This window comes from uncultured Granulicatella sp., assembly GCF_963545075.1.
In the GTDB taxonomy this organism is placed as follows: domain Bacteria; phylum Bacillota; class Bacilli; order Lactobacillales; family Aerococcaceae; genus Granulicatella.
The window spans coordinates 1-15,963 of sequence record NZ_CAUUHX010000006.1 but is presented as its reverse complement, the minus strand read 5'-3'; the positions used below and the strand labels follow the sequence as shown (position 1 = coordinate 15,963).

General features: G+C 33.1%; 14 protein-coding genes. All 14 read right to left on the bottom strand.

Annotated elements, in window-relative coordinates; translation table 11 throughout:
• Positions 1-22: 22 nt before the first annotated feature.
• The gene (locus RWZ86_RS01570; RefSeq protein WP_314679432.1) at positions 23-1,498 is read right to left on the bottom strand and encodes a nicotinate phosphoribosyltransferase; all 1,476 of its coding nucleotides are present in this window, start codon (positions 1,496-1,498) and stop codon (positions 23-25) included.
• A 387-nt stretch (positions 1,499-1,885) separates the two neighbouring features.
• On the bottom strand, positions 1,886-3,598 hold the full coding sequence (locus tag RWZ86_RS01565) for a phospho-sugar mutase (RefSeq protein WP_314679430.1): 1,713 nt from the start codon (positions 3,596-3,598) through the stop codon (positions 1,886-1,888).
• Between the two features lie 30 nt (positions 3,599-3,628).
• Positions 3,629-4,561 (bottom strand): LysR family transcriptional regulator, encoded by a 933-nt coding sequence (locus RWZ86_RS01560; RefSeq protein WP_314679428.1) that lies wholly within the window; start codon positions 4,559-4,561, stop codon positions 3,629-3,631.
• Between the two features lie 121 nt (positions 4,562-4,682).
• Entirely contained in the window at positions 4,683-5,726 is a 1,044-nt protein-coding gene (locus RWZ86_RS01555) for a PTS sugar transporter subunit IIC (protein ID WP_314679427.1), read from the bottom strand.
• 470 nt (positions 5,727-6,196) lie between these two features.
• Complete coding sequence (gene glf, locus RWZ86_RS01550) at positions 6,197-7,309, bottom strand: UDP-galactopyranose mutase (RefSeq protein ID WP_314679425.1); 1,113 nt, start codon at positions 7,307-7,309, stop codon at positions 6,197-6,199.
• 139 nt (positions 7,310-7,448) lie between these two features.
• Positions 7,449-8,465 (bottom strand): glycosyltransferase family 2 protein, encoded by a 1,017-nt coding sequence (locus RWZ86_RS01545; RefSeq protein ID WP_314679423.1) that lies wholly within the window; start codon positions 8,463-8,465, stop codon positions 7,449-7,451.
• Positions 8,466-8,626: 161 nt separating this feature from the next.
• Positions 8,627-9,331, bottom strand: coding sequence for an O-methyltransferase (locus RWZ86_RS01540; RefSeq protein ID WP_314112485.1), 705 nt, complete (start codon positions 9,329-9,331; stop codon positions 8,627-8,629).
• 33 nt (positions 9,332-9,364) lie between these two features.
• Complete coding sequence (locus tag RWZ86_RS01535) at positions 9,365-11,194, bottom strand: DUF2207 domain-containing protein (RefSeq protein WP_314679421.1); 1,830 nt, start codon at positions 11,192-11,194, stop codon at positions 9,365-9,367.
• Between the two features lie 67 nt (positions 11,195-11,261).
• Positions 11,262-11,939, bottom strand: coding sequence for a DUF1129 family protein (locus RWZ86_RS01530; protein WP_314679419.1), 678 nt, complete (start codon positions 11,937-11,939; stop codon positions 11,262-11,264).
• 26 nt (positions 11,940-11,965) lie between these two features.
• A complete protein-coding gene (ychF, locus tag RWZ86_RS01525; protein ID WP_314679417.1) occupies positions 11,966-13,066 on the bottom strand; it encodes a redox-regulated ATPase YchF in 1,101 nt (366 codons plus the stop codon).
• An 18-nt stretch (positions 13,067-13,084) separates the two neighbouring features.
• Positions 13,085-13,288 (bottom strand): DUF951 domain-containing protein, encoded by a 204-nt coding sequence (locus RWZ86_RS01520; RefSeq protein ID WP_314077264.1) that lies wholly within the window; start codon positions 13,286-13,288, stop codon positions 13,085-13,087.
• An 11-nt stretch (positions 13,289-13,299) separates the two neighbouring features.
• A complete protein-coding gene (locus RWZ86_RS01515; RefSeq protein ID WP_314679416.1) occupies positions 13,300-14,202 on the bottom strand; it encodes a ParB/RepB/Spo0J family partition protein in 903 nt (300 codons plus the stop codon).
• Complete coding sequence (locus tag RWZ86_RS01510; protein WP_314679414.1) at positions 14,195-14,956, bottom strand: AAA family ATPase; 762 nt, start codon at positions 14,954-14,956, stop codon at positions 14,195-14,197. The genes RWZ86_RS01515 and RWZ86_RS01510 overlap by 8 nt, the downstream gene beginning before the upstream one ends.
• A 204-nt stretch (positions 14,957-15,160) precedes the next feature.
• On the bottom strand, positions 15,161-15,829 hold the full coding sequence (locus RWZ86_RS01505) for a hypothetical protein (RefSeq protein ID WP_314679412.1): 669 nt from the start codon (positions 15,827-15,829) through the stop codon (positions 15,161-15,163).
• Positions 15,830-15,963 lie beyond the last annotated feature (134 nt).

Here is a 15,963-nt window from a genome sequence, read left to right as displayed (position 1 = left end):
GATTTCTTCCTTTTCTATCGAATTAGCTTAAACGGTTCATTTTGTCTTTTACTTCTGCACGAATTGCTTCAATACTTGCGAGTTTTTGTTGATAAGTTTCTGTAGATAAATCAACTGGATATTGTTCAGGATTTAAGATACGTTTGTATTCATCCCATAGCGCTTCTACTCGTTCATCTTTATAGGCTTTAATCTCTTTCAATGAAGGTAATGTATAAACCAATTTACCTTGTTCAAAAATTGATTGTAAAATTGGACGAGCATCAAAATCTGTCACTGTTTTATTAATATATGTGTAAACTGGATGGAACATATATAATTCTTCTAGTTCATCTGGACGTTCATGCCATAATGCAATATAATCCCCTTCGGATTTTCCATCGCTCTTACGTGTAATACGCCATACTTGTTTTTTGCCTGGTGTTGAAACTTTTTCAGCATTATTAGAAATTTTCACGGTTGGAACCATTTCACCATTTTCATCTTCAATCGCTACTAATTTATAAACACATCCTAAAGCAGGTTGATCATAAGCTGTAATTAAACGTGTTCCAATTCCCCAAACATCAATTTTAGCACCTTGCATTTTTAAGTTCAGAACGGTTTTTTCATCTAAATCACTTGAGGCATAAATTTTAGCTTCTGTAAAGCCTGCATCATCTAATTGTTGACGAACTTTTTTCGACATATAAGCCATGTCCCCACTATCAATACGAACGCCTAAGAAATTGATTTTATCTCCGAATTCTTTCGCTACACGAATCGCATTTGGAACACCTGAACGTAAAATATCATACGTATCTACTAAAAATACACAGTCACGATGAGTAGAGGCATAAGCTTTAAAGGCTTCATAATCATCACGATACGCTTGTACTAAAGAATGCGCATGAGTCCCTAAAACAGGAATTCCAAACATTTTTCCTGCTCGAACATTACTTGTTGCATTACATCCTCCAATATAAGCTGCTCTTGTTCCCCAAAGTGCTGCATCTAACTCTTGAGCACGTCTTGTTCCAAATTCTAAAACAGGATCATCTCCTGCTACTGTACGAATACGAGAAGCTTTTGTCGCAATGAGTGTTTGGAAATTAATAATATTTAATAGAGCTGTTTCAATTAATTGGCATTCTGCAAGCGTTCCTTCTACTTGAACTAATGGTTCATTTGCAAATACTAATTCTCCTTCAACAGCAGAGTGAATATTGCCTTTAAATTTAAAGTTTTTCAAATAGTCTAAAAATTCTTCTGGATAAATGTCTAAACTTCTTAAGTAATCTAAATCTGTTTGGCTAAATGTTAAATCTTCAATATAGTGAACTAAACGTTCTAAACCTGCAAAGATTGCATATCCATTTTCAAAAGGTAATTTTCTAAAATACGCTTCAAAAATTGCTTTTTTCTCATGAAGACCTGTTTCCCAATAAGTCTTCATCATATTAATTTGATATAAATCAGTATGTAGCGTTAAGCTATCATCATGATAACGGAATTTCATGGTTCCATAACCCTCTTTTCATTATAATTACATTTATTGTACACCAGTTTTCATAGTTTGTACAAACTTTCCAAACTCTTTTTTTACGGCAAAAGGGACTAGTTTCCTAGCCCCTCTTTTAACCATCATTTCCACACTTAAATACCTTCAAAATGAATAAACTATTTTATCTAGTCTCTTTATTTATCAATGTATTCTTCCTACTTTTAGTCTACTCCTCTTTTCACAAAGTAGCAAGAGTTTTTTTGAGAAAAAATCCTAAAAATTCCGTTTCTATGAAATGTAGGCGTCGAACATAAAAAGACTTCTCACAGTAGCTTTACGAATAACCGTAGAAACACCTGTATCCTTCGCTACTTCTGAGAAGTCTCATTTTATTTTTTCACTTTAAATGTAAGCATCCAAGTCTTTTTGGAATTTTGCTAATTTTTCTTGCGCTTCTTCTTGAGTTGCAGCTTTCACACCCATGTAGAACTTAATTTTAGGTTCTGTTCCACTTGGTCTAACTGCAATCCATGAGCCATCTTCTAAAATATATTTCAATACATTTGAAGTTGGTAAGCCAATTTCAGAAACAACACCTTCTGCATCTACTTGTTGGTTTACTGCGAAATCTTGTGCTACTGATACTTTAATCCCACCAAAGTTAGAAGGAACTTCTTTACGTAATCCATCTAATAAAACTTTAATCTTAGCAGGGCCTTCTAAGCCTTGAACGGTTACAGAAATTGTTTTTTCTAAGAAATAACCATATTTTTCATATAATGCTTGAAGACCATCATATAAAGTTTTCCCTTCACTCTTGAAGTGAGCTGCTACTTCTGTTAATAACAATACTGCTTGAATCGCATCTTTATCACGAACAAATGGTTGAACTAAATAACCATAACTTTCTTCAAAGCCAAACATAAATGTATGAGCATTTGTTTCTTCATAGTTTTTAATTTGTTCTGCAATAAATTTGAAACCAGTTAATACATTTACCATTTTCGCACCATAATGTTCTGCAATGACAGTTGGTAATTCACTAGATACAATTGATTTTACAGCAGCAGCATTAGCTGGTAATGTTCCTGCTTTTCGATGGGCAAATAATAAGTAATCTAATAAGATTGCTGCAATTTGGTTTCCAGTAATGACTTGGTAAGATCCATCTGGTTGACGAACAGCTGCACCCATTCTATCTGCATCTGGGTCTGTAGCTAATAACACATCCGCTTTTGTTTCTTCCCCTAAACGAATCGCATATTCAAATGCACCTGCTTCTTCAGGATTAGGAGATTTTACAGTTGTAAAGTCTCCATCTGGCACAGCTTGTTCTGATACAATTTGTAATCCTGTAAATCCTGCTTGATCTAATGCACGTTTTGTTAACATTAATCCTGTTCCGTGTAATGGAGTATACACAACTGATAAATCTTTTGTGTTTGATAATAAGGCTGGATTTACAGAAACAGATTTAATTTCTTCTAAATATGCTGCATCTACTGCTTCTCCAATCCATTCAAATAATGCTGATTGTTCTAATTCTTCTTTTGCCACTACTTCTACTACTAATGGATTTTCAACTTGACGAACATATTCTGTTAAAGCATCCGCATCTTTTGGAGGCATTTGCCCTCCATCTTCACCGTATACTTTATATCCATTATAAGCGGCTGGATTATGACTAGCTGTAATCATAATTCCTGCAAATGTATGCAAATGACGAACTGCATAAGATAATTCAGGTGTTGGTCTTAAGTCTTCAAATACATAAGCTTTAATGCCATGTTTCACTAAAACTTTTGCAGATTCTAATGCAAATTCAGGAGAAAAATGACGTGAATCATGAGCAATTGCTACCCCACGTTTTTTCGCTTCTTCTCCATATGTTTCGATTAAGCGTGCTAACCCTTCTGTCGCTTGACGAACTGTATAAATATTCATACGGTTAATCCCTGGGCCAACGATTCCACGCATTCCTGCTGTTCCAAACTCTAATGGAGCATAGAACGCTTCTTCTTTTTCTTTTTCAGAAAAGTTTGTTAATTGTGTTTTTAAATAATCTTCTAATCCTTCAAACTTTTCCCATTTTTCTACTACATTTTGCCAACTCATATGATCAATCTCCTTTAACCATTTTTATATTTACTCTAATACAGTTGCTACTTCAAATCCATATCCACGAATGTGAGTAATTAATAATTCTAAAAAAATATGTGCAACAGGTGATAATTCCATTTGATGATGTTTTAAATAGCCAATTTCTAATTCATCTTCAACGGCTAATGGAATTGCCACAATTTTATCATCATTTAGTTCACTACTAATAATTCCTGAACTAATCGTATAACCATTTAACCCGACCATTAAATTAAAAATCGTCGCACGGTCACTTACCTTAATACTCTTCTTATGTTCCATTGTACTTAAAATTTCTTCAGCAAAATAGAAAGAATTCTCTTCCCCTTGTTCATAAGATAAATATGGATAATCTTCTAACTCTTCTAGAGTAATACTAGTTTGAGATGCCAATGGATTTTCTCTACTAATAAACACGTGAGGTTTTGCTGTGAATAATGGTGTAAATTCTAAATTTTTCTCTTTAAATAATTTTTTCATGACTTGACGGTTAAAATTATTTAAATATAAAATTCCTAACTCACTTTTGAATTTCATTAAGTCTTCTAAAATATTTTGAGTTTCTGTTTCTCTTAACGTAAATTGATATTCATCACCAGCTTCTTGACGGATTAATTCAACGAAAGCATGAACGACAAACGCATAGTGCTGAGCCGAAACTGAGAAATCACGTTTCCGTTTTGTCTTACGTTTATATTTTTCTTCCATCAAGTTTACTTGGTCCAATATTTGTCTAGCATATACTAAAAACTCTCGACCTTCTTCCGTTAAAGAAACTCCATTTTTATGCCGAACCAATAATTGAATATTCATTTCTTGCTCTAAATCTTTCATGGCATTTGATAGACTTGGTTGAGTTAAAAATAAATCTTTTGCGGCTTCATTAATGGATCCTTTTTCTGCAATTTTTTCTAAATAAATTAATTGTTGAATACGCATATTTTTTCTCCTTTTGCCATCTTACCTTTATTATAAATGAGATTTTAATTTCATGCTACCCTATAGTTTCCACAAATAAAAAAAACTGAGCTTGACGCCCAGTTCTTTTCAACGATTCATTTTATTGTTGGAATTTAAATACCACATTAGAATCGTATAATTTTAATACATTTTCATATACAAATTTAGTTGCTAATGCTGCAATAACTGGTACAACTAACCATGCAACAACTGCTAAAGCAACACTTAATCCTGCATCGATAGAAGCTAGAGGTCCTACTAAACCTACTAAACCAAATCCAGCAGATTGAGGAGTACCACTCACACTAAATAATGCTACTGGAATTGCAGAAATTACAGCTGTTGTTAATGTTGGTACTAAAATAATAGGATACTTGAATAAGTTTGGCATCATTAATTTCATAGCTCCTAAAGCGATTGCTAAAGTAACTCCTGAATTATTTACTTTCCATGAATGAACCACTAATACTACCGCTGTAACAGCTACACCCATTGCAGCAGCCCCTGCAGATACACCATTTAATTGAATCGCTAAACCAATTGCAACAGTTGAAATTGGTGAAATAATTAAAAATGCAAATGAACATACAATTAAAATAGACATTAAAATTGGTTGTAAATGAGTAAATTCATTAATGATTGCTCCGATTCCTGCTGTTAATTTCGCAACGAATGGTAATAATTGTAATCCGATAAATGAAGCACCTACACCGACTACGATTGGCATCGCAACTACAGCTGTAGAACCGAATTTATCTTTAATCCACATTAATGCTAAAACAGCAATTGCTGCTGTTAACATTGTATTAATTAAGTCCCCAGTACCAGCTCCAACATATTTTCCTAGTTCTGGATTGAATTTTACAACACCTGATGCAACAAAACTTGCTCCTGCTGTAACCATCATCGGCATTGGTTTGAAACCAAATTGTAAAGCAATTAATGCACCGATAATTAATGGTGTTGCCAATTGGAAAATCACAGCGATTTGTGTGATTTGAACTGCTAGTGGATATTGACTAAAATATTTTAAAATTGCAGATAATACAGCGTTTGGAATTAAACCGATAATTACCCCTAATGCAGTTCCTTGTAAAATTTTATTGATAAAGACTTTTGCAGTCATTTTTTCTTGAGCTTCCATATAACCCCTTCTTTCTTTTTGTTTACCCCTTTATAAAAGCTATTGAAACTTTTTAGAAACATTTCACAAATTATTTTCTATATGTTTGCTATCTTTTATGAATGAGCTTTTAATACTTGCTCTTTTTAATGAATCAACAATGATAAAAAGGCACAATAAGACGTTGGATTTCCTTATAGCTTACTTCTTTTATCATCACTATTTCACCCTGTAATCAGCCTCAATCAAAACATCATTTATATATTTTTTTATTCCAAATAAGATTGATAAGACCAACTGTGAAACGATTATAACAATTCATTTCAATCTAATCAACAATTTCTTTCATATTTCATTCGATATTTTCAATTTTTGTAACTGATGAAAATATTATGGAGATAAATTCAATGTTTTCATAACGATAATTGCTCTACCAAAATCATCTTTTCTTAAAAATAAGGAGACGTTCTAAAAAACGTCCTCCTTATTGATTATTTTTCTTTCAATTCTTGTTTGACTACTTCTAACGCTGCTGCAATTACTTGGTGCATATCATAATAACGATATTGACCTAAACGTCCTCCAAAAATTACTTGAGGTACTGTTTGAGCTAGTTTTTTATATTTAGCATATAAATCATTATTTTGTTGATTATTAACTGGATAATAAGGCTCTTGACCTTTTTCCCAATCTGATGGATATTCTTTTGTAATGACTGTCTTCTCTTGTGTTCCAAATTCAAAATGTTTATGTTCAATAATACGAGTATATGGAGTTTCACGATCCGTATAATTCATAACTGCATTTCCTTGGAAGTTTTCTGTGTCTAACACTTCTGTTTCAAAGCGTAAACTACGATATTCTAAAGTTCCCAATTCATAATTGAAGAACTCATCAATCATTCCTGTGAAAATGATTTTAGCGCCACTTTGTAAATACTCTTCTTTTTTCTCAAAGAAATCGACATTTAATTCTACTTCAATATTTTCATGATTGAACATATTTTCAACCATTTGAGTATATCCACCAATTGGAATTCCTTGATACGTATCATTGAAATAATTATTGTCATACGTATAACGAACTGGTAATCGACGAATAATAAAAGCTGGTAATTCTGTTGCAGAACGTCCCCATTGTTTTTCAGTATAACCTTTAATTAACTTGTAATAGACATCTTCCCCTACTAAAGAGATTGCTTGTTCTTCCAAGTTCTCAGGAGTTTTTCCTTTTAATACTGCTCGTTGTTCTTCAATTTTAGCTGCTGCTTCTTGCGGAGTTACAACTCCCCATAATTTATTAAAAGTATTCATATTAAATGGTAAGTTATAAAGCTCTCCATTAAAGTTCGCAACAGGTGTATTTGTATAACGATTAAATGTCGCAAATTGATGTACATAATCCCAAATTCTTTTATCACTCGTATGGAAAATATGCGCACCATATTCATGAACTTGAATTCCTTCAACTTCTTTTGTATAAATATTTCCTGCAATATGCGAACGTTTTTCAATTACTTTTACTTTAAATCCTCGATTAGCAGCTTCACGTGCAAAAGTTGCTCCAAACAATCCTGCACCGACTACTAAATAATCATATGTCATCTATTTGTTCTCCTTAACATTCATTAATCTCATTCTAACATAGTTCACTAAAGATAGCATTCTCAACATTTTTAGACATAGACAAAAAGACTTCTCCATCATGCGTTAGCAACTTTTGGAAAAGTCATTTATCCTAATTTTAATTAAAACCAAATATTTTTTGAGTCACTGTATAAATCATATTCGACATTTGTCTAGCAGGTTCATTGTTGTTCATGGCAATTTTACTAATCACATTTTTACGAATTTCTTTATAAACAGTAAGATTGGTTTCTTTTAATTTATCTAATAAATCTTTCTTTTTCACTTGATGTTCTGGTGTGCCTGCTTTATTGAGTAAAGCACAAGAAATCAATGTTGTAATTTCTAAATGATTCAATAAATAATCCTTTAATACTTTTGGAAATTCCCAATCACTATGATAAGCTTCCATCAATAATTGATTCACCTTAATTTGTTGATCAATTCTACGAATCATCACTTGTTCATTAACGGATTGATCTTCTCGACCGATAAAGTAACGGTAAAAATCGACATTGATATAATACAATTTCTTACAATACTGTAGTGGAATAAACACAAATAAATTATCCACATAAAAAGTATGTTCAGGTAATTGCAGTTTTGATTGTTTTAAAATTTCTAGTCGATAGATTAAGGAATGCATCATCATATACTTTCCTTTACGAAGTGGCTTTGCATCATCCCAAGTGAACACTTTGTTTTCTGGGAACGAAGATTGATATCTCATAATTTTCTTTCTTCGAGCTTGTTCTTTTTCATAAACAAAGTTTGTAATAACTACATCAACTTCTTCTTGCTCTTCTTCTAATTGTTGTAGATGCTCTAAAATTTTTAAATAAGCACGAACATCAACCCAATCATCACTATCTACTACTTTAAAATATTTCCCAGTTGCGTGTTGCATGCCTGTATTCACAGCACCACCATGTCCTTTATTTTCTTGAGAAATTGCACGGACAATCCCTGGATATTGTTGTTCAAACTTTTCTGCTATTGTTTGTGTATTGTCACTTGATCCATCATTAATAATTAAGACTTCTACTTGGTCTCCACCTGTTACTAATGATTGGATACAGTAATGCATATATTCTTGTGAATTATAGCATGGAACTGCTATTGTTAGTAATTTCATTTCTTAGTCCTTTCGGGTTCTATTTCTTTTATCTATTCTACCATTTTTTATATCCTTTTTGTCAATAAAATATACATTTTATTTCTAAGTTGCACTTTTCTCCTTATAAAACATAAAAACTCCTTCTTTCCTACTTTCATAGAAAAGAAAGAGTCTTAACTTTATAGTAAAGCTTCAACAATTGGAAGATAATCTTTTTCTTCTAACTTTTGAATCATAATAATGCCATCTCCTAATGGAACAAGAGTGGACTTCAACGCTTCATCTTTTTGAACAAAGTCTAAAAATAAGTTTAGACGACGATGAATTTTTCGAACTTTTCTTGGAATTTCACTTTCATCTTGTAAAATTGTTCCCCCTTGGAAAATATCATCGACTACAAGTACTCCACCTGTTTTTAACACGCGCATACAATGTGGGAAAAATTCAATATATTTTGCTTTTGCACTATCCATAAAAATAAAGTCATATTGTTGCTCTAATGTTGGCAACACATGTGCTGCATCTCCTTCAATTTGAGTGACAATATCATCAATGCCTAATTTTTTAAAATTCTCTTTTGCTCGAGAATACATTAATTCATATCGGTCAATCGTTGTCACAGAACCGCCTTTGGGTACATATTGCGCCATTAAGCTAGCAGAAAAACCTATAGCAGTTCCAATTTCTAAAATGTGAGTTGGACGATATAGTCCTAATAAGAAATCTAAATATACCGCTGTTTCATGAGGTATAATTGGAATTCCTAAATCATTTGCCATTTGTTCTAGCTCTCCTAATTTACCCGGAAAGAAACGTTGACTTTTTCTCATATATTCGACCACTTCTGGTTTTACCACTGGTCGAAACATCATTTCATTTAACATATTTACTCCTTTTATCTATTTATCATGAGGAAATTAGAAACCTCCACCGCCAGATCCTCCACCAGATCCAAACGAACTTCCGCCACTAAATCCTCCACCAAATCCACCGCTATTCGATGAATCTGAACTTGAAGAAATTTCATCCACTGCTGAAAGATAACTATCAGTGAATGTATCTTGTAGAATGTCATTATAGACAGCCATTTGCCAACCATAAGTTGGTGAATAGAATATACTTTCTTGAATCCAATCAGGGAATTTTTCTTCTAATACTTCAATGACTTGTTCAGCAACTCCTAAAGAAATCGCATAAACTAATAAATGATCCCAAATTTGAATACTTGGTAAATCAGCTCTATCTAAACTAGAAATATCCATTAACATTTGACGGAATGCTTCCCAACGACGATATTCATATTCACCTTTTAAACTTCTTTGTTGAGAATTTGATTTACTAAAACGAACTGTTACAAGATAAATAATAAAACTAATAATCCCTGCAATAATTGTCAGGAACAGATTCTTAGTAGCCCAAAATACACTACCAACAAACAGAAGAAATCCTGCTATCCCTAAAAGATTTGCACCAACAGCTTTTGGAGCAGTTTCTCCCTCCTCGAAGCGATAAACACTATATTCATCACCTGCATCATCTACTTCTTGATACCAATTATCTAGCATATCCGTATATTTTTCTGGGCAATTCTCTGCGAATTCAGAAACTAAATCTAAGTCTAATGTATTTCCTTTAGCAATTTTTTTAAATAAAATATCTAAAGCTAATTGTTCATGAGGTAGTAAATGATACGAATGTTGTTTTAATTCTAAAATATAAGGTTCTTCAGTCGTCATCGTTAGAACTTTCTTACGGACTAAATCCATAATTGTTGCACTAAAATCATCAATCGTTACACCATCATAGATAGCTGCAGACATAATGGCTGGTGTCATGTCTTCTGGTAATTCATACAAATGTTCTGGGACAAAAGGTACTTTTTCAAGACGTTTTTTATCGGCTAAAAATCCTTTCACCCATGCCCAAACTAAAGCGACTAAACTAAGTAATCCTCCAAAGCCTGCTACACCCCATTTTACTGAACGTTCATCTTGATCTCTTTTCACTAATTGTTCTTCTCGGTCTACAATTCCATCAAAAGCATTAAAATCATTCGTCACAGGATTATCTTTTGTTAATTCTACAGGAAATACCATATGAGTTTCTACAAAACTCTTTGGTTCATTTCTCTTAACGGTAAATGTTACCCCTTTGTAATCCGGATCAATTTCTACCTTACCACCAATTCCGCCATGTCCCCAAGCTCTTAATGTTTCTTTTGTTGCAGCACCTGGTAAGCTCACATGAACATGAATATCTTTTTGCGTAACTTCCCACTCTTGTCCAACTACTCGTCGGTTTAATTCTGCTGTATCTTTATAATTTTTAACCAACTGTGGAATGGTATAGTTAAAAACAACGGTTCTTGAGCTGTCTGCGAACGGTAAGAATACCTTAAACTTCAATAACGATCCAAGATTTTCTTTTAAATAAGTGCTATTATGCCCTGTATCACTATTTAATAATGTAACAACTTCTCCATCATTGTTTTTAAAATCAACGGTTACATCCTTTGGTTCTTTTTCTCCAAAATAATCTAAATTATAAAAAATACCATTGTAACTTCCATTAGCAGTAAAAGTCATTTCTTCTTTAAAGCGAACATCCCCATTTGGTCTTACATCAACATCGATATTATATTTTGTTACTTCTAAACTTTTACCTTTAGCTTCAACTTTCGAAGTGAAAAAGAATAGAGATACCATCAAAAACATAAACCAATATATAATTTTTCGCAATGATTTCATCTTATTCCCCCTTATATAGTAAATGTGGGCAAGAAAATTTTCTTTTCTCTGCCCACAACAACATCCTTTATAAAATACCGCCTCGAATATCCAATGTTTTTTTCAAATACCATTTTAAAACAAGGGAACCTGAACCGATAAATAAATACACGATGGCTGGGAAGACATAGTTAATGCTCGTTGGAATTAATAATTGTGTTCCCATTACAATCACTAACCATGCTAACATGACTAATGAGCTCACCACTAAATAGCGAATATAGCCACGTTTTCCTTTTGGTTGATTAATATCTGGAGTTACTTTAGAAAGAGCTAATAATGCTAATCCACCTGCAATAAAATTCATGATTAAGGAAATAACGCCCATTGCTTCTGATTGTTCTGGATTTAAGAATAAAGTAATTCCAGCAATTAATGCGAAGAATCCACCAACCATTAATCCTCCATCTACTGCAATTTGCCAATCTGGTGATTTAACTGTTGGATCTTTTTTTGGTCCTTCCAATACAGATTGAGTTTGTTGTGTTACCGTACCAAATAATTGACGAGCTGTTAAGCCTTTTTTCTGTTTTTCTACTAAAACGGGAAGCATTTCTTCTAAAGTTGAAGTGATTTTCGCTTTTGAAACTTGAGCTTCTTTTAGTGAACGTTCTAATTGTAATACATATTGTTCATTTTTTTTCGTTAATTGACTACGTAATGTAGCAACGTCTACTGTTTTTACTTCAGTTTGATTTTCTGTCATCATTAAACCCTCCACAAGATAAGATCTTATACATTAAATCTGAAAAGCATAACATCGCCATCTTGTACGACATACTCTTTTCCTTCTTGACGAACTTTTCCATTTTCTTTTGCAGCGCCCATACTACCAAATTCTAACAAGTCTGCATAAGCTACTGTTTCCGCACGGATAAATCCTCTTTCAAAATCAGAGTGAATAATTCCCGCACATTGTGGAGCTTTCATTCCTCTACGGAAAGTCCAAGCACGAACTTCTTGTTCTCCTGCAGTAAAGTAAGTTGCTAATCCTAATAAATGGTAAGCTTTTTGGATTAATACATCTAAACCTGAAGTTTCAATTCCCATTTCTTCTAAGAATACTTGTTTTTCTTCTTCTTCTAACTCTGCAACTTCTTCTTCTACACGTGCACAGATGACTACTACTTCTGCATCTTCTTTTGCAGCATATTCTTCTACTAATTGAACATATTGATTATGTCCACCTTCTGCTACATCATCTTCTGAAATATTTGCGATATATAACATTGGTTTTGTTGTTAATAAGAATAACCCTTTCACGATTGGTAATTCTTCATCTGTAAATTCAATTGTACGTGCTAATTGACCATCTTCTAGTACTGGTTTAATTTTTTCTAATACTGCTAATTCTGCTACTGCATCTTTATCTTTTGTTTTAGCAATTTTAGCAACACGAGCAATTCGTTTATCTACTGATTCTAAGTCTGCTAATACTAATTCTAAATTAATTGTTTCAATATCTGCAATTGGATCTACTTTACCAGCAACGTGTGTAATATTTTCATCTTCAAAGCAACGAACGACTTGGCAAATCGCATCTACTTGACGAATGTGGCTTAAAAATTTATTTCCTAAACCTTCCCCACGGCTAGCTCCTTTTACAATCCCTGCAATATCTGTAAATTCAAATGTTGTTGGAACTGTCTTTTTAGGTTTTACTAATTCTGTTAATTTTTGAAGTCTTTCATCTGGAACTTCTACGACACCAACGTTTGGGTCAATGGTCGCAAACGGATAGTTTGCTGCTTCTACTCCTGCTTTTGTAATTGCATTAAATAATGTTGATTTCCCAACGTTTGGTAATCCAACGATTCCTGCTGTTAACGCCATGTATTTTTCACACTCTTTCTATTCATTATTTTCTTTTTTCAAAGTTACTTTTTTCATTTTGCGTTCAAATTCTCGTCTTGGCATTAAGACCATTTGCCCACAATGATTACATTTGATACGAATATCCATTCCCATTCGAATGATCGTCCATGAATTGGTTTGACATGCATGGGGCTTTTTCATCTCAACGCAATCCCCAAGTGCATATTCTATTACAGCCATTCTATTCACTCCTAATCATCTAATTCAATTTCTAATACATCTAAAATACGAGTTAAATCTTTTTGAGAAAGGTATTCAATCTCGATTTTTCCACGTTCTCCTTTCGGAGTAATTTGGACAGATGTTCCAAATTTATCCATTAATCTTTCTTCTGATTCCACAATATAAGCTGGTTTTTCTTGAATCTTTTTGATTTTTTTTACTTTTTCAACAGGCTCGTTCATTGTTTGAATTAATTCTTCTAATGCTCGAACGGTCATTTCTTCTTCAATTACTTTTTTAGAAAGGGGAACGATTTTATCCGCTTGTTTTAATCCTAATAAAGCACGAGCATGCCCCACTGATAATTGACCTTCTTGTAATTGTGTCTGAACTTCTAATGGTAATGATAATAATCGAAGGAAGTTTGCAATATAAGGACGACTTTTCCCAATTTTCTTTGCTACTTCTTCTTGATTTAATTTCAAAGCATCCATTAAAGATTTATACGCTAATGCTTCATCAATTGGTCGTAAATCTTCTCTTTGTAAATTTTCTACAACGGCTACTTGAATCATAATTTCTTCGCTATATTCACGAATAATCGCTGGAATGGTTTCTTTCCCCGCAAGTTTAGAAGCTCGTAATCTTCTTTCACCTGCTACTAGTTCATAGCCTTTAATACTCGATTTACGAACGATAATTGGTTGGAAAACTCCTTGTTCACGAATGGAATCTGCTAATTCTTGTAAAGCTTCTTCATTAAAATCTTTTCGAGGTTGATACGGATTTGGACGAATTTCACTAATGGAAATTTCTTCAACTGTTTCATTTATTGTATCTACTTTTTCCAAATTTTCGATACTATCAAAATTTCCACCAAAAAGTGCATCAATTCCTCGACCTAAGCCTTTTGCTTTTTGATTTTTAACCATTTGATAACACTTCCTTTGCTAATTCAAGATACACTTCTGCCCCTCTTGAACGAGGATCATAGTCTACAATAGCTTGTCCATAACTTGGAGCTTCTGACAAACGAACATTTCTAGGAATAATCGTACGATATACTTTTTCTCTGAAGTATTTGATTACATCATCTTTCACTTCATTTCCTAAATTAGTACGTGCATCAAACATTGTTAGTAAAACACCTTCAATTTTCAACTGTGGATTGAAGTGTTTACGAACCATTGTAATTGTATTCATCAATTGAGATAATCCTTCTAGTGCATAATATTCGCATTGTACTGGAATCAGAACTGTATCACTAGCCGTAAATGCATTCATAGTTAAATGTCCTAATGAAGGTGGGCAATCAATAAAAATATAATCATATTCATCACGAATCGTTGTTAATGCTTGTTTCAATCGTTGCTCACGATGTGTTTGGTTTGTTAATTCAATTTCAGCTCCTGCTAGCTGAATGGTTGAAGGTACTATCATTAAATTTTCACGTGTTGTAGGTACAATCACTTCATGAACATTCACTTTATTGACAATAACATCATAAACATCATACGTTAAATCAGCTTTTTGTACCCCTAATCCACTTGTTGCATTTCCTTGAGGGTCACTATCAATAAGTAAAACTTTCTGACCCAATTTTGCTAGGGAAGCTGCTAAACTTACAGTAGTCGTTGTCTTACCAACACCACCTTTTTGGTTTGCAACTGAAATAATTCTTCCCATTCTCTTACCTCCAATCTTCATAAAAAAAGGAGAATGCAAGCATTCTCCCTCTCGCATGTCTACAAAATGTTTTCCATTTCTCGCAATTCTTAAAATTTATCCATTCCTATTGTAACAAAAAAACAAGAATATGAGTAGTCTTTTCCTTGGAAATCCATTGAAACATGAAGCTTTTAAATTCATTATAATGTAACTTAAAGCGTATCAAAGTGGTAATTCTTTTTTATGTTGTTGATTCATTCCATTAAAAATCACTTCATAAGTTTTTTGAATCGTTTCGTCTTCTTCATTTAAAATTAATGAGAAACTTTCAATTAAATTTGTCTTAACATCAGCTTTCATCTTTACAGTAATTTTTGTATTCTCATGCACTTGAATATTCATAGAAGCTAATGCTAAACGTACTGCTGCATCACTACCTTGGTATTCAAAACTACCATCTGACTGCCAAGTTGCAATATTTGACAAATCTTGAGCTAGTTGTAAAACACTGTGATACGAAAATCCTATAACATTTTGTAAGCTCGATTGAGCAGAAATAGTTGGTTCCCATCGATCTTGATAATAACGAATAGCTCCTTTACTACCTTCACTAATCACTTCAATTTGATTCGTAGCTTTGCCATCTGTTTTATCAATTCGAGTTCCAAAGCCTGTACCATCACTCCAAACAGATGCATTGGCAATGACTTGAGTCGAACTTGTTACGTCTTTTTTCTTTACTTCATTTTGTTTTAATGTTAAATGATAATTTTTAACTTGTGTTTCTTGTTGAACTAATTTATCTTGTAAAGCTTTATCCTCAACTACTTCACTACAACCTACTAGAAAAACTCCTAGTAAACAAATCATCCAAAAATTTACTTTTTTCATGTCATATTCTCCAATATCGTTTATAAAAATAGTATACAAAAAAAGAGAATTTCCTTCCAGAAATTCTCCTTCTAATCAGAAGCGTGGCAACGTCCTACCCTCACAGGGGGAAACCCCCAACTACTATCGGCGCT